The organism is SAR86 cluster bacterium (genome assembly GCA_023703615.1).
Classification (GTDB): Bacteria; Pseudomonadota; Gammaproteobacteria; order Magnimaribacterales; family D2472; genus MED-G85.
Genome location: CP097971.1, coordinates 423,725 through 443,666 on the forward strand (window position 1 = coordinate 423,725; position 19,942 = coordinate 443,666).

Sequence of the window (19,942 nt, forward strand, 5' to 3'; positions counted from 1 at the left end):
TCTGTCATTAATTCCAATAATATAGTCATTGGCTGTAAAATAGCTGCAAATGATGAAGAACATAAGAAATTTTTCCGTTATTGCTCATATTGATCATGGTAAATCTACTTTATCAGATAGATTAATTGAGTATTGTGGTGGATTATCCTCAAGAGAAATGGCAGATCAAATTCTCGATTCAATGGATATTGAAAGAGAAAGAGGCATAACTATAAAGGCTCAAGCTGTTTCACTTACTTACAAAAAAAATGATGAAGAATATCTGTTAAATTTTATTGATACACCAGGCCATGTTGATTTTTCGTATGAGGTTTCTAGATCATTGTCTGCATGTGAAGGCGCACTGCTTGTAGTTGATGGCTCTCAGGGAGTTGAGGCTCAAACCCTAGCAAATTGTTATACAGCAGTTGAGGAAGGGTTAGAGGTGTTACCTGTAATTAACAAAATTGATTTACCACAAGCAGAACCAGATAGAGTAAAACTTGAAATTGAAGAAATGGTAGGCATTAATGCAAACGAAGCTCCGCTTGTAAGTGCAAAAACTGGGGATGGTATTAATAATTTACTTGATCAACTAATCTCCAATATCCCAAGCCCAAAAGGAAATCCTAATGCAAAGCTTCAAGCATTAATTATAGACTCATGGTTTGATTCTTATTTAGGTGTTGTGTCTTTAATAAGAATAAAAAATGGAACGATAAAAACTGGTCAAAAATTTCAAATACATTCTAATGGTCAAACACATACCGTTGATGATGTTGGTATTTTTTCACCAAAGAAAATATCAAAACATCAACTAGCAGCAGGTGAGGTTGGTTATTTAGTTGCAGGTATTAAAGATATTAAAGGAGCTCCTGTTGGAGATACTGTTGTTGAACCAAATGATGAATTAGCTGAAGCCTTATCTGGTTTTAAAAAAGTTAATCCAAAAGTTTTTGCATCAATTTTTACGCTTAACTCTGATGATTATGAAAAATTTAGAGATGCGCTATCTAAACTGGTTCTCAATGACTCCTCTTTAGTATATGAACCAGAGGTTTCTGATGCTTTAGGATTTGGATTTAGATGTGGCTTTCTAGGAACGTTACACATGGAGGTAGTTAGAGAAAGATTAGAAAGAGAATATGACTTAGATCTAATATCTACAGCACCATCTGTAGAGTATGAAGTTCTAAAGACTGATGGAGAGATAATAAAGTGTGACAATCCCTCGCAATTGCCACTACCAAATGAAATTGATGAAATAAGAGAACCTATCGTAAACACGACTGTTATTTCACCAAATGAGTATGTAGGAAACATTATTACTCTATGTACTGCAAAGAGGGGCGTTCAAAAAGATATGAAATACTTCGGTAATCAGGTTTCAATTATGTTTGAAATGCCATTATCATCTGTCATTATTGATTTCTTTGATCAAATAAAATCATCAACTAAAGGTTTTGCTTCAATTGAGTACGCTTTGATTGGTTTTCAAAAATCAGATTTAACCAAAATAGATGTTCTTATAAACAATAATAAAATTGATGCATTATCTATGATTGTACATAAATCTTTTTCTACATCAAAAGCAAGAGAAATTGCAAAAAATTTGCAGAAATTAATACCAAGACAAATGTTTGATGTTCCAATACAGGTTGCACTTGGTGCTAAAATTATTTCTAGAGAAACCGTGAAAGCTTATAGAAAAAATGTTACCGCGAAACTTTATGGTGGTGATGTAACTAGAAAAATGAAATTATTAGAAAAACAAAAACAGGGCAAAAAGAAAATGAAACAGCTTGGGAAAGTTTCAATACCGCAAGATGCATTCTTAAATTATTTTAGCTCAGGAGAAAATTAATGATTTATGATCCTATGTTTATTTTGTCTTTAATAGGAATGTTTGCTTGTCTTACCTTTTGGGTAAGAAATTCAATTAAAGAATCTGACGATTTTGCATTTATTATCAAAAACCTTTCAACAATAAGCACAGCTTTTGGGTTATTGATGCTTTATAGCATTTTTATAAATGCTGGTGATCTTGGTATTGTTTTATTAATCGGCTCAATAGTATCTTTAATTGTATTGCTCCTCGGAATATATTTAAAAAATAAGACAATTGTTTCTTCTAGTCGAGGATATTTCATTCCAATTTTCCTAATTTTTGTATTAAGAACTTTTTTATATGAACCATATCAAATTCCTTCTGGATCGATGATGCCAGGTCTTAAGGTTGGTGATTTTGTTTTAGTTAATAAGTATTCTTATGGGCTCAAAATTAATAGAACTAATAAATCATTCATCAAATTTAATGAGCCTGATTATGGTGAGGTTGTTGTTTTTGTTCCGCCATACAATCCAGTTCCCTATGTAAAAAGGTTAATTGGTAAACCAGGCGATACAATTAGAATTATCAATAAACAAGTTTATGTAAATAATAAACCATTAGAAAAAACTTTAATTTCATCTAACAATGAGTTTATTACAAAAAGAATTCTAGACAGCACAGGACAAATTAAAAAAGTACAGCAAGAAGCAAAAGTCGATATATTTTCTGAAAAAAATATTAATAATTCATATATGACTAGAAACATAAAAGGATCAAATATTCAGTATCCTCAGGAATGGACTGTGCCAAATGGTTTTTATTTTGTGATGGGTGACAATAGAGATAATTCCAACGATAGTACTAAGGATGTGGGTTTTGTTCCAAGGGATCATTTTTTTGGAAAAGCAGAGTATCTTTGGATGTCATGGGAATGTTGGACATGTATACCTAACTTTAGCCGTGTAGGAAAAATAAATTGATGGAAATCAAGCTCGAAGATAAATTAGGCTATTCTTTCAATAATAAAGGTTTATTAGGCTTGGCATTTATACATAAAAGTTTTAACAATATAGAAAATAATGAACGATTAGAATTTTTAGGCGATGCAATACTAAATGCAGTAATCTCTGAGTATCTTTATTTAAGATTTGATTCCGAAAATGAAGGCCTTCTAACAAGGATGAGATCTTATTTTGTAAAAGCAGAGATGTTAACGAATAAAGCCGAGGAATTAGGTTTAACTGAATATATAAAAATGTCTAAAGGGACTGCAAATTTAGATAAAAAAAGAAAAAATTCAATTCTTGAAGGCGTATTTGAAGCCGTATTAGGATCAGTTTTTTTAGATGGTGGATGGGAAAAAGTAAAGAATTTAATATTAGATGTTTTTGATGATGAATTTAATTCTATTTCTGCAGACATGGAATTTAGAGATTCAAAGTCTGAGTTGCAAGAATTATTTCAATCTATGAAGGTATCTCCTCCAGAATATAGTTTGAAAAATACTAAAAATGGGTTCGAATGCACTCTTAATTTTGATAATAAAGAATTTATCTCTGTGGGTAGATCAAAACAAATTTCTGAATCGAGAGTTGCAGAAGCAGTTCTTCAATATGTTAAAGCTTCTAATGATTAAATCGTATTGTGGATACATTTCTATTTTAGGAAAACCTAATGTTGGGAAATCTACAATTATTAACCATCTATTAAAAAAGAAAGTTTCAATTACATCAAGAAAATCTCAAACAACTAGAAATAATATTTTGGGTGTTAAGACTGATAAAAACAAACAAATGATTTTTGTAGACAGTCCCGGAATGCACTCTAAATCCCCAAAAATAATGAACAAAATATTAAACAAAACAGCTTCTGGGCTAATAGAAGAATCAGATCTGGTTTTATTTGTTATGCAAAGATTGCAGTTTACAAAAGAAGATTACTTTATTTTAGATAAACTTAAGAGCACTCAGGCTAAAGTAATATGTGTTATCAATAAAATAGATCAAGTGGATGATAAAAATAAACTTTTACCTTTATTAGATCAACTTTCAAATAATTATAACTTTTTACAAATAATACCTATTTCTGCTATTAACGATAACGGAATCCAAGAGCTTGAAGATATCATAAAAGTTAATTTGCCAGAAAACCCGCACTTGTATGGTAAAAACTTTTCAAATGAAGAAAATAATGATCATTTTATGATTTCAGAACTAATTAGAGAAAAAATTATACGGATCCTAGGTGATGAGTTGCCTCATGATACGTTTGTCAAACTAGATTTTTTAGAAAAAGAAGACTCAATTATTAAAATCCATGCCTCAATATTTGTAGTTAGAGAAAGCCAGAAGCAAATAGTCATAGGAAGTGGCGGGTCTGTATTAAAAAAAATTGGAGAACAAGCTAGAAAAGATCTAGAAAAGTATTTTGAAAAAAAAATTTTTTTAAAGACGTGGGTTAAAGTCAAAAAAAATTGGAATACCGACTTAAATTATATTCAAAGTTTAGGAGTAGGTAGTAATCATGAATCAAACTGATTGGGATGAATGCTTTTTATTACATCAACGAACTTATGGCGAAACAAGCTTAATAGTTGATTTATTTAGCAAGATGAATGGAAAAATTTCTTTGATTGCAAGAGGCGCGAAGAAACCAAAATCTAAATTTTTTGGTTATCTTGTTCCCTTTATAAAAATAAAGGTTACCTATAGTGGACGCTCTGAATTAAAAACGTTAACTAATATAGATACTGATTTATCAAATATTGCTAATAGCATGTCAAAAAAAAGCTATAGCCTGTTATATATCAACGAGTTATTGATAAAGCTTTTACCAAAAAATGCTACTCATGAAGAATTATTTTTATTATATGAAGAATTTATTAAAAAATTTTTTACACTAGATGATGTTGAAATTACTTTAAGACATTTTGAATTAGATTTACTGGACCTTTTAGGTTATGGATTTGATTACAGCTCTGAATTTGATAACAATGAACCAATAAGCAAAGAAAAAGATTACAAATTTATTCCAGAGAGAGGTTTTAGAGAATTATCTGGCGCCCCTTTTTCTGGCATAGATATTACTAATATTAAGAATAGAGAACTTTCAAAAGTATCAAAAAAATACTTAAAAGAATTAACTCAAAGCGCAATTCATTTTTGCCTTGATGGAAGGGATCTAAATAGCAGAAACATATTTAAAAAGATTAGGTCATGATATTTGGTATTGGAACAGACATAGTAGATACCAATAGAATTTTACAATTAAAGTCTTTAAAGAAGTTTGCTGAAAAAATTCTTTCTCCAGATGAGTTAGATAATTTTGATAAATTGAATTCTCAATTAGCTTCGGCTTATATTGCAAAACAATTTGCCGCAAAAGAAGCTTTTTCTAAAGCTTTAGGTAATGGGATATCTGGAAATGTTAAATTTTCTGATATTGAAATTATGAGAGATTTAAAAGGAAAGCCCTATATAAATCTTCAAAACAAACTAAAAAAAATTGTAACTAATTTGGGAATTACTAAATCACATGTTAGTCTTGCAGACGAAAAAAAATACGCAATAGCTTTTGTTATATTAGAAAAATGAAAAATATTATTTTATTAGGTCCTCCCGGTGCTGGTAAAGGAACACAAGCTGATTTGATCTGTAACTTATTAGAAATTCCAAAAATTAGTACTGGAGATATGCTAAGAGAAGCCGTTGCATCAGGAAGTGAACTGGGAGCCAAAGTTAGTGATATTTTAGATTCAGGCGCATTAGTTTCAGACGAGATAATAGGATCTCTTATCAACGCAAGGTTATCTATGCCAGATTGCCAAAAAGGCTCATTATTTGATGGCGTTCCAAGAACACTTGGACAAGCATCAATTTTAAATGAGATGAACATAAACTTTTCGGATGTAATTGAAATTAGTGTTGATGATTCCATAATAGTAGAGAGAATGTCGGGCAGAAGGGTACATCCAGCTTCTGGCAGAAATTATCATATTAAATACAATCCTCCTAAAATAGATAATGTTGATAACGATACTGGAGAACCACTAATACAAAGAGAGGATGATAAACCGGATACTGTGTTAAAAAGACTAAACGTTTACCACGACCAAACAAAACCCCTCACAGATTTTTATAAATCTCTTAAAGACAAGGGGCTACTCAACTACATAAAAGTTGATGGATCTAATAATGTTCAGGAAGTTTTTAATGAAATTTCAAAACAGCTATAACTTATGAATGTTTTAGCTATTTCTAGTTCAGGCAGCATTACTTCTAGTTGTTTAATATTCGGTGATGACGTAATTTCTTTAAGCATAAGTCATCAAAGAAAATCCAGGCCTGATTGGGATTTTCTAATAGAAAATGTCGGAGTAAATTCAATTATTTCAATTGAAGAAATCGATATATTTGCTTTTGGTAATAATACAGATTCCTATACAGCAACAAGATCTGTTGCAAGTTATCTAAAAGGAGTAACAATTGCTTTAAATAAAGCGTTAGTAGAAATTCCTAATCCTGACGATAAAAGTTCTGATGCAATCGCTAAAAAAGCACTTCAATTATTCAAAAATTCTAAGGACAAATCTAATTTTTTGCCAGAAAACGCAAATCCAAAATATTTAAATGATTTAAATTTTAAAAAAATAAATGATTGATATTTTATTAATTTTTTTTCTTGCATTTGTTCAAGGTATTACAGAATTCTTACCTATATCGAGTTCAGCACACTTACTTTTACCATCTTTATTATTCAACGTTACTGACCAGGGCTTAGCATTTGATATTGCAGTTCATGCTGGAACTTTGATGGCTGTTATTTTTTATTTCAAAAATGATTTAAAAAAAATAACTTTAAGCTTCATATCTAAAAATCATGATAATGATAAAAAATTTGGAATTCTACTTATCATTGCAACTATTCCAATTGTCATTGTGGGTCTTTTTATGTCAGGTTTTTTAGAGTCTAGAGTTTTTGGTATAAAAACTATTGCCTATGCAAATATTTCATTTGCAATTTTATTATTTTTATCTTTTAGGTTCGCAAAACAAAATAAATCTCTAGCGAATCTCACAATACTAGGAGCTTTATTTATTGGACTTATTCAAACTTTTGCTCTTATACCAGGAGCTTCGCGATCAGGAACTGCAATAACTGCTGCTTTAATTCTTGGATTAAGTCTAAAAGAGGCATCAAAATTTTCATTTATGCTTGCAATACCTACAATTTTTGGTGCTTTAACATTGATGTTATTAAGTTTGTATTCTTCTGAAGTAACTATTTCAGTTACGCCTCTATTAATTGGTTTTTTTACTTCTATAATATTTGCTTTTTACACCATAAAGTATTTTCTTATATTTGTAGAAAAAGTTGGCATGTATCCTTTCGTAATTTATCGGATATTTCTTGGGATTATGTTATTAGCATTATGACCATTAAGGTATACAACATTTTAAATAAAAACTTTAAAAAAGCTAAAGAGCTCTCTCTATTTTTAGATTGTGATCTCGTTAGTAAAAAACCTAGTGTTGATAGTTATATAGAAGTTTCAGAAGAGGGTTTGATCTTTGTTTCAAATACAAACAAAACCAAAAAATATTTACATATAGATTTCACAAAAGGAAGTATGGCCTGGAGGTTAAGCAGATCCGAACACGAAACTCTCTTAAAAAAAGCTCTAGGAAGAAATAAAGATCAAATCAAAATATTTGATGCCACAGCAGGGCTATTGCAAGATTCTTTAGTTTTTTTATCTTTAGGACATAAGGTGGTAGCATGCGAACAAAGTAAAATACTCTATTCATTATTAACCGATGCTTGTGAAAGGGCGCGATCAAAAATTAAAACTCTTAAGAATCTAACGCTGATAAATGGTGAGGCATCTGAAGTATTTAAGACTTTTGCAGATTTTACAGTTATTTATTTAGATCCTATGTATCCTGATAAGAAAAAAAGTGCACTTAGATCAGGATCTATTTCAATCATAAAAGAAATATTATTACTTGAAAATATTAAAGACCAGGGCAATCACTTATTTAATTTTTTCAAAAAAACAAGATCAAGAAAAATAATATTAAAGAGACCTATCAAATCTGAAAAACTTTGTAATAATATAAATTATCAAGTTGCTGGCAAATCAACGAGATTCGATATTTACATATAGTTAAATTTTGGAGTAAATTATGAACCCCTTTACATTTATGAAAGATGCAAAAAACATTGAAAAAATTATGAAGCCTGCATTAGAAAAATTTATGAATGAAGCAGGTTTTGTTAAAAACGAAGAATTCACAAAATTAGAAAAAAAAATTTTAGAGCTTGAAGAAAAAATAAAAAAACTATCTGGATAATAATGGAACAAGACATTTCAAGAATAATAGAAATGGCATGGGAAGATAGAACGCCTTTCGAAGCCATTGAGAAAAATTATGGACTAAATCAAAATCAAGTTGAAAAATTGATGAGAGAAAATTTAAAGAAAAATAGTTTTGCTCTTTGGAAAAAAAGAATAAGAGGAAGAAAAACAAAACATGTTGCTCTAAGAGGGTTTGACGTTGGAAGACATCACTCATATGACCAAAACAAACATAAACAAAGATAAAATCAAATTTATAAATTTACATAAATCATTCTTTACAGAATTAAATACCTCATGTTCAGTATCAGATAAAAAAATTTCAATTACTGATTTATCTAATGAAGACAACGACCCCGCATGTATAGAGCTATATTTTGATAATGATAAGTACTCTATAACATTTTGGGACGGATATTCATTAGCTGAAATAATTGATACCGACTCGTATAAAGATGCTCTAATTCAATTTAAAAAATATGCTAAAAAATTAGCAAAAAATCTAAGAAGATTTTAATATCCAGTTCCACCACTTCCGCCACCCGATCCACTACCTGTTGCTGAGGTTGCATAATGTGATTTAGTTTTAAAGTTGGTAATAGTAGCAGTGTCCATACTTGCACCATGATATCCTTGATCGGCAGGCATATAGAATGTTAAACCAGGATATTCATTAAATTGATGAGTATGTTGATCTGATCCAGCATCTGCAGTCCTTAAATACACAGTTCTAGTGTATCCAGAGGCCCCTTTGTATGGCCCAACAGAAACAGTACCTTTAACTTCAATAGCCCCAGAAGCAGACGTTATATCAATTAAGTTTTGATTAAATGTATCTACAATTTGAATGCTACCATTAGTGTACATACCAGAATGAACGCCACAATGTGGATAAATAGTAGTTGGTGTTGAACTCGTAACTGTTAATGTATAAGAAGATTGATCCCAACCCTCATTAGCGCCTATATTATTTGTACCGCTTGTATCATTTGCACTTGAAGATAATTCAAATGGGTGAACACTAAAAACACTTGAAGAGGAGGGCTCAAATACAATTGTATCTCCAACTCTTGCATAAATAATTAAAGGAGTAGAGTCAGCATTAATACCATCAACGGTGTAGTAAGCAGACCCACTATTACCTACTTCATATGAAGTTGTTCGAAGAGCCGATTCTGGGTTTGCAAATGTACCTGTATATGCTGTTGCACTGCTGTTAACCCATGTAAGTGTATCAAAAATAATACTATTCAAAGTTGTAGCATCAGCCGAACCAGTAGTTATATTTTTAAGAACAGGAGTAAGGTTATTTTCAGCAACTGAAGCAAAATATGAATGCGCATTAGATGTATCTGCTGTTACAACCTGAAGAAAAGAAGAAAGCGATGCAGATAGATTTTCAAGCATTTCATTAGTTAAGGTAAAACTGCTAAAGTTCCAATTTTGTAGCATATCTCTTATAAAAGTTGTGTCACCTAACGATGTCTCGGTTCCCGTTCTAGAACTTAAAGCACTTAAGAATTTATATTCAGCAGAATCATTACCGCCTGTATATGTATCTAACTGTTCCATAGTTTCAAAAATAATAGAGACTTGAACGTATTTAGCAGCAATATCTGAAGATGCAGCATTAGATAAATTTGAAAAAGGATCATCGAACCTAAGCATATGAGTACTTGGAATATTTAATGCCGTTTTTAATGACGAATAATTTAAACCTGAAAATATATCAAGTGATGTTGTTAGAGGTGAAATTATAATATTTTGATCTTTAACTGGTTCGCCTAAGCTATAGTTTAGATTTGCTTGATCATTAGTAACGGGATCAAAGCCGTTTTCTGCAATAAGAGAACCTGATATATTACTTGGAAGTGTGATTGAGAATGTTCCATCAGCTGCAGTTGTTGTACTGTAAGTTGCGCCAGTACATGTATTGTTGACAGGTATACACACATCAGCACTTTGAACGTAACCAGATTGGACAACAGTTCCGTCATAAGATGTACTCGTAACGTCATCGCTAGTATCGTTTATTACTGTTACTAAAAAGCTTTCTGTATCATTTGCAGAGGAAGTATCAGTAACCATTGCAGATAACTGATATACATTATTTGTATCACTATCTGATGGATTTTCAAAATCAGGAGCAGTGTTGAAAGTGACAACCCCAGAGCTTGAAACAGAAAATAAGGATGCATCTGTGCCTGAAATTGTGTAAGTTAAAGAGTCATTATCAGCATCTGTTGCAGTGATAGTAAATGCAGAAGTTTGATTTTCTGCTACAGAAATACTAGTTGATGTATTAGTAATTACCGGTGCGCTGTTAACTGGTGTTGTTGAACCACCTGTATCTCCATATGTGTTATCAGACATCCCACCACCGCCACCGCCACCACATGAGGTGATTAATATTGTTGATAAAATGTATATATATAATTTATTCTTTTTCATATTCTTTATTTTTTTAAAAATTAACTAGGTTACAGAATTGCCACAAATAGGTAGCAAACGCTTTTAATTAAAGTAGCAAAAAAAGATGTAATCAAAAATTACTGCTTAATTATGCTCCAACTAATAGGATTTAGAGCTGGGCGTTCATATTGTGTGCAAATTTAAAAATGCCTTTAAAAATTCAACAATCTGACAAAGCAGCAATTCTGTAATATATATATAATATAAAATGTATTTTTTTTGTCAAATATATTTTATTTGTTGTATTAAAAGGAGTATTTAGTTATTTATTTTGAAGCTAGACTACAAATTTAAGAAATTATGGTCTAATGTGTCCGTCACCATTAACAAGATATTTAAAACTTGTTAATTGATCTACACCTACAGGACCTCTTGCATGAAACTTACCAGTTGCTATGCCAATTTCACCACCTAATCCAAATTCACCACCATCAGCAAATTGAGTTGATGCGTTATGCATAACTATTGCGCTATCAAGACTCTTTTGAAATATTGATGCATGGTTAAGATTCTCAGTAATAATTGATTCAGTATGACCAGTTGAAAAATCTTCAATATGTTGAATTGCTTCTTCAATGTCTTTAACAATTTTTATACTCACTATTGGAAGAAGATATTCTGTGCTCCAGTCCTCTTCGTTTGCTGCAACTACAATTGTTGATATTTTTTGTGTATTTGAGCATCCTCTAATTTCACATGCTTGAGCTGATAATGCATTGCATAAAGTTGGAACAAATTCAGATGCGATACTTTGATGAATAAGAATTGTTTCCACGGCCCCACATATACCTGGTCTTCGCATTTTTGCATTAAGGCATACGTTTAATGCTTTTTCACTATTAGCTTCTTCATCTACATATATATGACATATCCCCTCTAAATGTCCAAACACAGGAACTTTTGCTTCTGTTTCAACCATTGATACTAAACTTTTACCACCTCTAGGAACAATTACATCTATTGATTTATCTAATCCATTAAGCATTAATTTAACCACTTCTCTGTCTGTATTGCTTACAATTTGAATAGCATGCTCAGAAATACCTGCGTCTTTGAGTCCTAAAACCAAACATTCATGGATAGCTAAACTTGAGTAAAAACTATCAGTACCGCCTCTTAGAATCGAAGCATTACCAGATTTTAAACAAAGGGCACCTGCATCTGCCGTTACGTTAGGTCTGCTTTCATAGATTATTCCAATAACACCAAGAGGTGTAGAAACTCTAGATATTTGCAAACCATTAGGCCTACTCCATGAATCTAAAATTTTACCAACTGGGTCTTTAAAAGATGCAATTTCTTTTAGGGTATTAATTATTCCATCAATTCTTTCACTGTCTAATTTAAGTCTATCAATAAATGAATCTGATAAACCTTTTTTTGATCCATTTTCTATATCTGTATTATTTGCATCTAAAATACTTTGTTTATTGTTTTTGATATGTTCAGCCATAGATAATAAAGCTTTATTTTTGGTATCTGTTGAAGTTTTTGCTAGTAGTTTTGCAGCATCTTTTGCTTGTTGACCAATTTGTAAAATTTTACTTGTTATATCATTCATTATTTTTTTGGATGAAAATATGTAGACTTATTGTTTTTGTTCATAAGATTTTTAATAGGAGTATCTTTTAATCCTGAGGTAATGATAACCGAGCATTTTGATTTAGTGCATATTTCTGCAGCTTCAATTTTAGAAATCATTCCTCCTTTACCATGCTTTGATGCAACTCCAGCCATATCTTTAATTTTTTTTGATATAACTTTTACATCTTTTATTAAATTGGATTCCAACTTATCTTTTGGAGATGACTCGTAAAGGCCATCCACATTTGATAACAGAATAAGACTTTCTGCTTTAATAAGTTTTGCTATTTTTGCAGCAAGGATATCATTATCTCCAAATTTAATTTCATCTGTTGATGTTGTATCATTTTCATTAATTATAGGAACACAATTTAGATCCCATAAAGTATTTATTGTATTTTGAGCATTTTTAGATGATTTTCTATTCAAGGTATCTTGTGGAGATAATAAAATTTGAGCTACATGAATTTTATGTTTTTTGAATTCGTTTTGCCAAGATGTCATTAATTCAATTTGACCTCTTGCTGCAACAGCTTGAGATTCATTTAATGACAAGTTTTTACTAATTGATAATTTACCTCTTCCAATTGCAATAGCGCCAGATGAAACAATAATTATTTGTTTTTTATTTTTTACTAGCCATGCAATATCTTTAACAATATTTGAAAGAATAGATTTTCTTACCCCACCGTTAGTGTTTGTCAGAAGAGAGGAGCCAACTTTAATTATTATTTTTTGGCTTAAATCAAGTACTTTTAAATTTTTCACATTGGCAATTATAAAGATGGAAAGAACATTAACAACTATTTGATTGAAATGGTGCCCCATATCTGAGTCGAACAGATACTCCCGAAGGAACGCGATTTTGAATCGCGCGCGTCTACCAATTCCGCCAATGGGGCTAGCATGGCATTGTAGCCAAGTATTATCTATTTTAAAATCAGCATCTCATGAAAACTGCTGACTTTGATTATTTTTTACCAGAAGAGCTTATTGCTAAGTATCCTTTAGAAAAAAGAAGAGACAGTAAGCTTTTGATTTTTGATCAAAATATTGAACATAATCACTTCTCAAATATTACAAACTACTTCAACAATGGCGATCTATTAGTGCTTAATAATACTTCTGTCATACCAGCAAGAATATTTGGAAAAAAAGAATCAGGTGGTTCAATTGAAGTTATGTTGGAGAGGATTCTCGAAAATAATAGAGCAATGGTGCAAATACGTTCTGGAAGAGCTCCAAAAATTGGTTCTAAACTAATTTTAGGTAAGTTTTTAGTAGAATGCATCGAAAGAAAAGATAATTTTTTTATACTTCAATTTAATCAAGCCCCATTGAATGTTTTTAATAGCATTGGCCATGTACCTTTGCCACCATATATAAAGCGACCTGATAAAAGTATCGATAAAGAAAGATATGGAACCGTATACCAAGACAAAAATCAACAAAATTCAGTAGCAGCTCCAACAGCTGGACTACATTTTGATAAAAATTTACTAGATGCAATTAAAGAATTGGGAGTCAACATCGTAAATGTTAATTTAAGTGTTGGAGCAGGTACATTTCAACCAGTTAAAGCTCAAAATATCAAGGACCATATAATACATAATGAATATATGGAAGTTTCATCTGAAGTGATTGAGATGATATTAAAAACAAAAAAAAATGGTCATAAGGTTTTTGCTGTAGGAACGACAGCAGCAAGATCAATTGAAACAGTGTTTCAACAAAATAATGTAAAGGGATATAAAGGCTATACAAGTTTGTTTATATATCCAGGATATAAGTTCAAGGTTGTCGACATGCTAATAACTAATTTTCATTTACCAAAATCATCTTTGTTAATGCTTGTAGCTGCTTTTATAGGATTTAAAAACATGAAAAATATTTACAAGATAGGAGTAGAAAAAAAATATCGATTCTTATCTTACGGCGATGCTATGCTTTTAAAATATTATGAAATTTAAAATAGATTATCAGGCTGAATTTGCCCGAAAAGGAGAGCTTCAATTTCCTAAAGGTAAGGTTCAAACTCCAGCATTTATGCCAGTTGGCACTAATGGAACAGTAAAAGGTTTGACAGTTGACGATCTGAAATCAACTGGTTCTGAGATAATTTTAGGAAATACATATCATTTAATGTTGAGACCTGGCGATGAAATTATAAAAGATTTAGGCGGCCTGCATAAATTTTCAAATTGGGACAGACCTATTTTAACCGATTCTGGTGGATTTCAAGTTTGGAGCCTCGGAGATTTAGCAAAAATTTCTGAAGAGGGCGTTAAATTTAGTTCACCATATGATGGAAAAAAAATATTTATGCGACCTGAGGATTCAATTCAAATACAGGAAAATTTAGGCTCTGATATTATAATGGTATTTGATGAATGCACCGATTATCCCTCAACATTTGATCAAGCTAAAAAATCCATGGAATTATCAATGAGATGGGCAAAACGATGCAAAGATTATCATTCCTCTAATTCTGCACTATTTGGAATTGTTCAAGGAGGAGTTTATGAGGAACTGAGAGAACAATCTTTATCTAAGATAATAGAAATTGATTTTGATGGAATTGCATTAGGTGGTTTAAGTGTTGGAGAGACAAAAGAAGAAAAAAATAAAATTCTATCTTTTTTAGCAGATAAACTTCCAACAAACAAACCTAGATACTTAATGGGTGTTGGTAAACCAGAAGATATTGTTGAAGCCGTTCGATATGGCATAGACATGTTTGATTGCGTTTTGCCAACAAGAAATGCAAGAAATGGACAATTAATAACTTCAACAGGTGTTGTAAACATTAAAAATGCTGCATACATCAAAAGCGACGATCCTATCGATGAAAATTGTGATTGCAAAGTCAGTAAAAATTATTCTAGAGCATATTTAAATCATCTTTTTAGAACAAACGAGATGCTTGGAGGCATGTTAGCTAGTTATCACAATATTTTTTACTATCAATCTCTTATGAATGATATAAGAACATCGATTATTAATAATAAATTCGCGAACTTCCTAAAAGACTTTTATAATAAGCGAAATTTAAAAATGCCTGATGGGCCAATTTAAGGATTAATTATGGATACAACGCAACCATCAATGTTCGGACCTTTAATTATATTTGCTGGATTTTTTATCTTTATGTATTTTCTAATGATAAGACCCCAAAACAAGCGTAATAAAGCTCTTGCAGAAATGCTATCAAAAGTAGAAAGAGGATCAGAGGTAATAGCAGCAAGTGGTATCCTAGGAAAAGTGACAGATGTTAAGGGTGACTATGTTTCAATAGAAGTTGGACAAAATATTACTTTAAGGCTTCAAAAATCTGCAATTTCAAATATCCTGCCAAAAGGAACTATTGATTCGATAAAATAAAATATCGTGAATAGATTTTCTATATATCAATATCTCTTAATTCTAGTGGTGCTAGTTATAGGTTGCTTATACGCATTACCAAATCTTTATCCCACACAACCATCTATTCAAGTAGCTTATACAGATTCTGGAAAATCTGCTGATCAGTTATTGTTAGATGAATTGCAAACTATTTTTGATGATACAAACTCAAAATATGAGGAAATTTTTCTAAGAGAAAATAAAATAGTTATTAAGTTTTCCTCTCTTGAGGAACAGTTAAATAGTAAGACTATTATTCAAAACTCACTACTTGATAAAGTTATTGTTGCACTTAATTTAGAGCCGACGACACCAGATTGGTTAAAAAATATTGGAGGTAAACCTGTTAAATTAGGTCTGGATCTCTCTGGGGGCGTTCATTTTTTGTTAGAAGTAGATATTGAATCAGCACAAGAAGGACGTTTAGAGTTGCTCTTAGATACATATAGAAAAACTTTTCAAGAAGAAAGAATTAATTTTTCAAGCTCATCGATTGAAGAACTTTCTCTATTTTTTCAATTTCCAAATAAAGAAAACTACAACAAAGCTTTAAATTTATATAAAAAAGACAGTATTGGGGCTAGCGGAGTTCAATATGAGATTACTGAAAAACCTAGTCAAAATGTTATTTTGCTTGCTTTTTCAGATATTGCATTAAGAGAAATAAGGGATTATGCAGTAGGACAGAATTTAATGACTCTTCGTAATAGAGTAAATGAGCTCGGTGTTTCAGAGCCGGTCGTTCAAAGACAAGGCGCTAATAGAATAGTTGTTGAATTGCCTGGTGTTCAAGATCCAACTGCTGCTAAAAAAATAATTGGTAAGACAGCAAATCTTGAATTTAGACTTGAGGCTAATGCTAGAACATCCCCGTTAAGAAAAGAAGAATTTGGCTTTAAGGACAATCAATTTGCAACTGCTTTTTTAGAGAGAGCAGTTGTTGTTAGCGGCGATAGAGTTACAAATGCAAGCACTGGTTTTGATGAGAGTGGTTTTCCTCAAGTGAATATAACCCTTGATATGGAAGGTGGCAGAGCAATGCAGAAAGCAACTTCAGGAAATATTGGAAGAAAACTTGCAGTGTTATTTGTTGAACAAAAAAATAAGTCTAAGCTTGTAAGAGATGAATCAGGTAGGGATGTAATAGAACAGACGTCATACATTGAAAAGAATATTATTAGCTTGGCAACTGTTCAAGCTGTCTTAGGAACTAGTTTTAGAATTACCGGAGTTGGTAATCCTCAAGAAGCCAGTGAATTAGCTCTTTTGTTGAGAGCAGGAGCTTTAGCAGCTCCAATGAAGTTTGTCGAAGAAAGAACTGTAGGACCAAGTCTTGGTAAAGAGAATATTGAACTAGGCATGAAATCGATCCTAATTGGATTTAGTTTAGTTGTCTTATTTATGATTTTTTATTACAGAGTTTTTGGTCTCGCAGCTAATATTTCATTAGTTATTAATTTAATTTTAATAACAGGGATCATGTCACTTCTTGGAGCAACCCTAACTTTGCCTGGTATTGCTGGTATTGTTTTAACTGTTGGCATGGCCGTTGATGCTAATGTACTTATATTCTCACGAATAAGAGAAGAGCTAAAAGAGAAGGATCCACAAACTGCTATAAGGGATGGTTTTTCCAGAGCCTTTGTAACAATTTTTGATGCCAATGTTACAACATTAATAGCAGCACTAATTTTGTATGTTATTGGTACAGGCCCCATTAAAGGTTTTGCAATAACACTTTCAATTGGTATTTTAACCTCAATGTTCACTGCAATAATGTGCACAAGAGGAATGGTTAATTTAATTTATGGTAATAAAAATATTAAGGCTTTAAAAATATAATGAACACAAAAATTAAATTTATGAAATATAGAAAGATTGCAGGAATCATGTCTATAACGATATTTTTATTGTCCATTTTATCACTGGGAATAAGAGGACTCAGTTTAGGTTTAGATTTTAGTGGGGGTACTCTTATCGAAGTTACATACAAAACACCTGTTGAACTTGAGTCAATTAGAAATACGCTTATTGAAAATAATTATGCAGAGTCCCAAGTTGTAAATTTTGGAACAAATTTAGATGTTCTTATAAAAGTTGCTGATCAAAATGGAAACAGTAGTATTGGCGATGAAATATTCAAACTGCTCAATGATAAAGGGTTTAAGGGAGAGCTGAAAAGAGTTGAATTTGTTGGACCTCAAGTTGGAGCTGAATTAAGAGATCAGGGTGGATTGGGAATGATTGTAGCCTTATTCATGATATTGCTTTATGTTGCTTTTAGATTCCAATACAAATTTGCTCTTGGCGCAGTTTCAGCATTAGGTCATGATGTTGTTATTATTTTGGGTATATTTTCATTTTTTAAATGGGATTTTGATCTCACGGTACTTGCTGCTTTATTAGCTGTTATAGGCTACTCACTTAATGACACGATAGTGGTCTCAGACAGAATTAGAGAAAACTTTAGGTCACAAAGAGATCTTAAGCCAAATGAAATGATAGATCTTTCTTTGAACCAAACTTTAGGTAGAACCCTTGTAACTTCTTTTACAACCTTACTCGTTTTGTTTGCATTATTTATATTTGGAGGAGAGCTTATAAAAGGTTTTAGCTTAGCATTAATAATTGGTGTTTTAGTTGGAACTTATTCATCAATATATGTTGTAGCTAATATGCTAATGTCACTCTCAATATCACAAGAAGATATGGCTTTACCAGAAGTTGAAGGTGCTGATATTGATGAGATGCCCTAATCTTTGAAATGAGGCTTTATAGATTTAAGAATTGATTTATAGCATTTAGGTGTAGAACAAATGCAATGATTTGCATTTAAGTATTTAGGGTTGCCACTAAAGTCACTAATTAAGGCTCCAGACTCTTGAGCTACTAAAGTTCCAGCAGCAATATCTATTTGATTTACACCATTCATCCAAATTCCATCAAGCCTGCCTGTAGCGACATAACATAAATCCAAAGCAGCGGATCCAGTATGTCTCATAAATACGTCTTGATTTTTAAGTTCGTCAAAAGTTTTATCAAATTGATAGTTATTTGATTGATCTGTTTTTGAAGAATTATGATATGAAAGTATTGCTTGTGATATTGAGCTTTTATTGCTAACTCTTATTTTATTATTATTTAAATTAGATCCCGATCCTTTTGAGGCACTAAATTCTTCACGTCTTATGGGGTCAATAATCACAGCTGTCGTGGGTATTTCGTCAATTAATGAGCAAACCGAAACGGCAAAGTGAGGAAATCCACTAATAAAATTTACTTCACCATCAATAGCATTTATTAACCATGTAATATTTGAGTTATTAATTTCAGATCCAATTTCTGAACCTAAAAAATTATCCTCAGGATAAAACTTTTTTATTTCTTCTATAGCCAATGATTCAACTCTTTTTCTAATTGCATCAAGATACCCAGAGGCACCGCCTTTAGCAGGATGTAAGCTATGCACTTTTTTTACAGCAAATTCTAATTCGGCAGCAGCCTTGCGTGCAGAAAGTTGATTAATATTTAATAATGCAGAAATTGACATGTCGCTATTGTAATGGAAATAGGGATAATAGTTATATGAGTTTTAGTAATTTAATAAACATAGTTTTAATAGAAACATCACATCCTGGGAATATAGGGTCTGTTGCAAGAGCAATGAAAACTATGGGATTAAAAAATTTATTACTTATAAATCCTCGTAAATTTCCATCAGGTGATGCTAATGCGCTGTCAGGAAATGCCATTGATATCTTAGAAAAAGCAAAAGTTTATAAAAACCTAAAGGATGCAATTAAAGACTCAACATTTGTATATGCTACTTCTGCAAGAGTAAGAACAATCCAATGGCCTACCAAAAATGCGCAAGATGCAGCCGAAGAAATTGTTAAGCAAGTTTCTGCAAATAAAAAAATATCTATTATTTTTGGTAGAGAGGATAGGGGTCTAACTAATGAAGAATTGCAAATAGCGAATACTCATATCGAAATACCGGCAAATCCAGAATATCCTGTTCTAAATATTGCTATGTCAGCGCAAATAATTTCCTATGAAATTTTAAAAGCATCTATAGATACAACTGCAAGAGACTGGCACGATTATCCAGAAGTAGATTCTGAAAATTTACAAATGCTTATCGATCATTTTATTGAAACTGCAACCGATATTGATGTCATCAATCCAGACAATCCTAAAAAAATAATTTCTAGAATAAAACGTATGTTCACAAGACTTCATCCAGATGAAATGGAAACAAGTTTCTTGAGAGGATTTTTATCCAGTATAAAAAAGAAAATAAAATAGTTTTAGCA

Annotated in this window: 23 protein-coding genes and 1 tRNA gene; 19 read left to right on the plus strand and 5 right to left on the minus strand. The window is 31.5% G+C overall.

Translation table 11 applies throughout. The features are described 5' to 3' along the window. Window positions 1-52 precede the first annotated feature (52 nt). Genes lepA through M9C80_02325 form a run of 13 tightly spaced genes read left to right on the plus strand, consistent with a single transcriptional unit; the run spans window position 53 to window position 8,685 of the window. Window positions 53-1,843, plus strand: a complete 1,791-nt coding sequence (gene lepA / locus M9C80_02265) for a translation elongation factor 4 (protein ID URQ70192.1) — start codon at window positions 53-55, stop codon at window positions 1,841-1,843. Continuing rightward, window positions 1,843-2,790: a signal peptidase I gene (gene lepB / locus M9C80_02270; protein URQ70001.1), complete on the plus strand. Its 948-nt coding sequence runs from the start codon at window positions 1,843-1,845 to the stop codon at window positions 2,788-2,790. The genes lepA and lepB overlap by 1 nt, the downstream gene beginning before the upstream one ends. Beyond that, complete coding sequence (rnc, locus tag M9C80_02275; GenBank protein URQ70002.1) at window positions 2,790-3,446, plus strand: ribonuclease III; 657 nt, start codon at window positions 2,790-2,792, stop codon at window positions 3,444-3,446. Before lepB ends, rnc begins: the two co-directional genes overlap by 1 nt. Next, window positions 3,424-4,347, plus strand: coding sequence for a GTPase Era (era, locus tag M9C80_02280; protein URQ70003.1), 924 nt, complete (start codon window positions 3,424-3,426; stop codon window positions 4,345-4,347). Before rnc ends, era begins: the two co-directional genes overlap by 23 nt. Next, the gene (gene recO / locus M9C80_02285) at window positions 4,334-5,029 is read left to right on the plus strand and encodes a DNA repair protein RecO (protein URQ70004.1); all 696 of its coding nucleotides are present in this window, start codon (window positions 4,334-4,336) and stop codon (window positions 5,027-5,029) included. Before era ends, recO begins: the two co-directional genes overlap by 14 nt. Next, the gene (gene acpS / locus M9C80_02290) at window positions 5,026-5,403 is read left to right on the plus strand and encodes a holo-ACP synthase (protein URQ70005.1); all 378 of its coding nucleotides are present in this window, start codon (window positions 5,026-5,028) and stop codon (window positions 5,401-5,403) included. The genes recO and acpS overlap by 4 nt, the downstream gene beginning before the upstream one ends. Further along, window positions 5,400-6,044: an adenylate kinase gene (adk, locus tag M9C80_02295; GenBank protein URQ70006.1), complete on the plus strand. Its 645-nt coding sequence runs from the start codon at window positions 5,400-5,402 to the stop codon at window positions 6,042-6,044. The genes acpS and adk overlap by 4 nt, the downstream gene beginning before the upstream one ends. 3 nt (window positions 6,045-6,047) lie before the next feature. Then, entirely contained in the window at window positions 6,048-6,470 is a 423-nt protein-coding gene (locus M9C80_02300) for a hypothetical protein (protein ID URQ70007.1), read from the plus strand. Further along, window positions 6,463-7,245, plus strand: a complete 783-nt coding sequence (locus tag M9C80_02305; protein URQ70008.1) for an undecaprenyl-diphosphate phosphatase — start codon at window positions 6,463-6,465, stop codon at window positions 7,243-7,245. The genes M9C80_02300 and M9C80_02305 overlap by 8 nt, the downstream gene beginning before the upstream one ends. Beyond that, window positions 7,242-7,976 carry a class I SAM-dependent methyltransferase gene (locus tag M9C80_02310; protein ID URQ70009.1) on the plus strand — a complete coding sequence of 245 codons (735 nt, stop codon included), beginning with the start codon at window positions 7,242-7,244 and terminating at the stop codon, window positions 7,974-7,976. The genes M9C80_02305 and M9C80_02310 overlap by 4 nt, the downstream gene beginning before the upstream one ends. Before the next feature lie 19 nt (window positions 7,977-7,995). Continuing rightward, window positions 7,996-8,163, plus strand: coding sequence for a hypothetical protein (locus M9C80_02315; GenBank protein URQ70010.1), 168 nt, complete (start codon window positions 7,996-7,998; stop codon window positions 8,161-8,163). After that, complete coding sequence (locus M9C80_02320) at window positions 8,154-8,414, plus strand: TIGR03643 family protein (GenBank protein URQ70193.1); 261 nt, start codon at window positions 8,154-8,156, stop codon at window positions 8,412-8,414. Before M9C80_02315 ends, M9C80_02320 begins: the two co-directional genes overlap by 10 nt. Further along, window positions 8,386-8,685 carry a hypothetical protein gene (locus tag M9C80_02325; GenBank protein URQ70011.1) on the plus strand — a complete coding sequence of 100 codons (300 nt, stop codon included), beginning with the start codon at window positions 8,386-8,388 and terminating at the stop codon, window positions 8,683-8,685. The genes M9C80_02320 and M9C80_02325 overlap by 29 nt, the downstream gene beginning before the upstream one ends. Here the strand turns inward: M9C80_02325 and M9C80_02330 are convergent. The 4 genes from M9C80_02330 to M9C80_02345 all read right to left on the minus strand — a co-directional run bounded on the left by M9C80_02330 (window position 8,682) and on the right by M9C80_02345 (window position 13,126). Further along, the gene (locus M9C80_02330) at window positions 8,682-10,619 is read right to left on the minus strand and encodes a hypothetical protein (GenBank protein ID URQ70012.1); all 1,938 of its coding nucleotides are present in this window, start codon (window positions 10,617-10,619) and stop codon (window positions 8,682-8,684) included. The two genes, M9C80_02325 and M9C80_02330, sit on opposite strands and share 4 nt — an antisense overlap. 319 nt (window positions 10,620-10,938) lie before the next feature. Beyond that, window positions 10,939-12,201, minus strand: coding sequence for a glutamate-5-semialdehyde dehydrogenase (locus M9C80_02335; GenBank protein URQ70013.1), 1,263 nt, complete (start codon window positions 12,199-12,201; stop codon window positions 10,939-10,941). Continuing rightward, window positions 12,201-12,992, minus strand: a complete 792-nt coding sequence (proB, locus tag M9C80_02340) for a glutamate 5-kinase (protein ID URQ70014.1) — start codon at window positions 12,990-12,992, stop codon at window positions 12,201-12,203. The genes M9C80_02335 and proB overlap by 1 nt, the downstream gene beginning before the upstream one ends. 49 nt (window positions 12,993-13,041) lie before the next feature. After that, window positions 13,042-13,126 (minus strand) — tRNA-Leu (locus M9C80_02345). A 48-nt stretch (window positions 13,127-13,174) separates the two neighbouring features. On the opposite strand from M9C80_02345, the gene queA reads away from it, so the two are divergent. From queA to secF, 5 genes are read left to right on the plus strand one after another with little or no spacing between them, the layout of a single operon-like run. Continuing rightward, window positions 13,175-14,194 carry a tRNA preQ1(34) S-adenosylmethionine ribosyltransferase-isomerase QueA gene (queA, locus tag M9C80_02350; GenBank protein URQ70015.1) on the plus strand — a complete coding sequence of 340 codons (1,020 nt, stop codon included), beginning with the start codon at window positions 13,175-13,177 and terminating at the stop codon, window positions 14,192-14,194. Next, window positions 14,184-15,299 carry a tRNA guanosine(34) transglycosylase Tgt gene (gene tgt, locus M9C80_02355; GenBank protein ID URQ70016.1) on the plus strand — a complete coding sequence of 372 codons (1,116 nt, stop codon included), beginning with the start codon at window positions 14,184-14,186 and terminating at the stop codon, window positions 15,297-15,299. The genes queA and tgt overlap by 11 nt, the downstream gene beginning before the upstream one ends. Before the next feature lie 9 nt (window positions 15,300-15,308). Further along, window positions 15,309-15,605, plus strand: coding sequence for a preprotein translocase subunit YajC (gene yajC / locus M9C80_02360; protein URQ70017.1), 297 nt, complete (start codon window positions 15,309-15,311; stop codon window positions 15,603-15,605). 6 nt (window positions 15,606-15,611) lie between these two features. After that, window positions 15,612-17,468 carry a protein translocase subunit SecD gene (gene secD / locus M9C80_02365; protein URQ70018.1) on the plus strand — a complete coding sequence of 619 codons (1,857 nt, stop codon included), beginning with the start codon at window positions 15,612-15,614 and terminating at the stop codon, window positions 17,466-17,468. Further along, window positions 17,468-18,382, plus strand: coding sequence for a protein translocase subunit SecF (gene secF, locus M9C80_02370; GenBank protein URQ70019.1), 915 nt, complete (start codon window positions 17,468-17,470; stop codon window positions 18,380-18,382). Before secD ends, secF begins: the two co-directional genes overlap by 1 nt. Here secF and M9C80_02375 read toward each other — a convergent pair. After that, on the minus strand, window positions 18,379-19,176 hold the full coding sequence (locus M9C80_02375; GenBank protein ID URQ70020.1) for an inositol monophosphatase: 798 nt from the start codon (window positions 19,174-19,176) through the stop codon (window positions 18,379-18,381). The genes secF and M9C80_02375 overlap by 4 nt on opposite strands. A 35-nt stretch (window positions 19,177-19,211) precedes the next feature. On the opposite strand from M9C80_02375, the gene M9C80_02380 reads away from it, so the two are divergent. Beyond that, window positions 19,212-19,934, plus strand: a complete 723-nt coding sequence (locus M9C80_02380; protein ID URQ70021.1) for an RNA methyltransferase — start codon at window positions 19,212-19,214, stop codon at window positions 19,932-19,934. Window positions 19,935-19,942 lie beyond the last annotated feature (8 nt).

Bases quoted from the DNA above. Each gene is read 5' to 3' on its own strand.
- M9C80_02380 (URQ70021.1), top strand. From the start codon at position 19,212: ATGAGTTTTAGTAATTTAATAAACATAGTTTTAATAGAAACATCACAT.
- queA (URQ70015.1), top strand. From the start codon at position 13,175: ATGAAAACTGCTGACTTTGATTATTTTTTACCAGAAGAGCTTATTGCT.
- secF (URQ70019.1), top strand. From the start codon at position 17,468: ATGAACACAAAAATTAAATTTATGAAATATAGAAAGATTGCAGGAATC.
- era (URQ70003.1), top strand. From the start codon at position 3,424: ATGTTAAAGCTTCTAATGATTAAATCGTATTGTGGATACATTTCTATT.
- rnc (URQ70002.1), top strand. From the start codon at position 2,790: ATGGAAATCAAGCTCGAAGATAAATTAGGCTATTCTTTCAATAATAAA.
- M9C80_02310 (URQ70009.1), top strand. From the start codon at position 7,242: ATGACCATTAAGGTATACAACATTTTAAATAAAAACTTTAAAAAAGCT.
- yajC (URQ70017.1), top strand. From the start codon at position 15,309: ATGGATACAACGCAACCATCAATGTTCGGACCTTTAATTATATTTGCT.
- M9C80_02315 (URQ70010.1), top strand. From the start codon at position 7,996: ATGAACCCCTTTACATTTATGAAAGATGCAAAAAACATTGAAAAAATT.
- M9C80_02330 (URQ70012.1), bottom strand. From the start codon at position 10,619: ATGAAAAAGAATAAATTATATATATACATTTTATCAACAATATTAATC.
- recO (URQ70004.1), top strand. From the start codon at position 4,334: ATGAATCAAACTGATTGGGATGAATGCTTTTTATTACATCAACGAACT.
- acpS (URQ70005.1), top strand. From the start codon at position 5,026: ATGATATTTGGTATTGGAACAGACATAGTAGATACCAATAGAATTTTA.
- M9C80_02305 (URQ70008.1), top strand. From the start codon at position 6,463: ATGATTGATATTTTATTAATTTTTTTTCTTGCATTTGTTCAAGGTATT.
- M9C80_02335 (URQ70013.1), bottom strand. From the start codon at position 12,201: ATGAATGATATAACAAGTAAAATTTTACAAATTGGTCAACAAGCAAAA.
- adk (URQ70006.1), top strand. From the start codon at position 5,400: ATGAAAAATATTATTTTATTAGGTCCTCCCGGTGCTGGTAAAGGAACA.
- M9C80_02375 (URQ70020.1), bottom strand. From the start codon at position 19,176: ATGTCAATTTCTGCATTATTAAATATTAATCAACTTTCTGCACGCAAG.
- M9C80_02300 (URQ70007.1), top strand. From the start codon at position 6,048: ATGAATGTTTTAGCTATTTCTAGTTCAGGCAGCATTACTTCTAGTTGT.
- tgt (URQ70016.1), top strand. From the start codon at position 14,184: ATGAAATTTAAAATAGATTATCAGGCTGAATTTGCCCGAAAAGGAGAG.
- lepB (URQ70001.1), top strand. From the start codon at position 1,843: ATGATTTATGATCCTATGTTTATTTTGTCTTTAATAGGAATGTTTGCT.
- lepA (URQ70192.1), top strand. From the start codon at position 53: ATGAAGAACATAAGAAATTTTTCCGTTATTGCTCATATTGATCATGGT.
- M9C80_02325 (URQ70011.1), top strand. From the start codon at position 8,386: ATGACCAAAACAAACATAAACAAAGATAAAATCAAATTTATAAATTTA.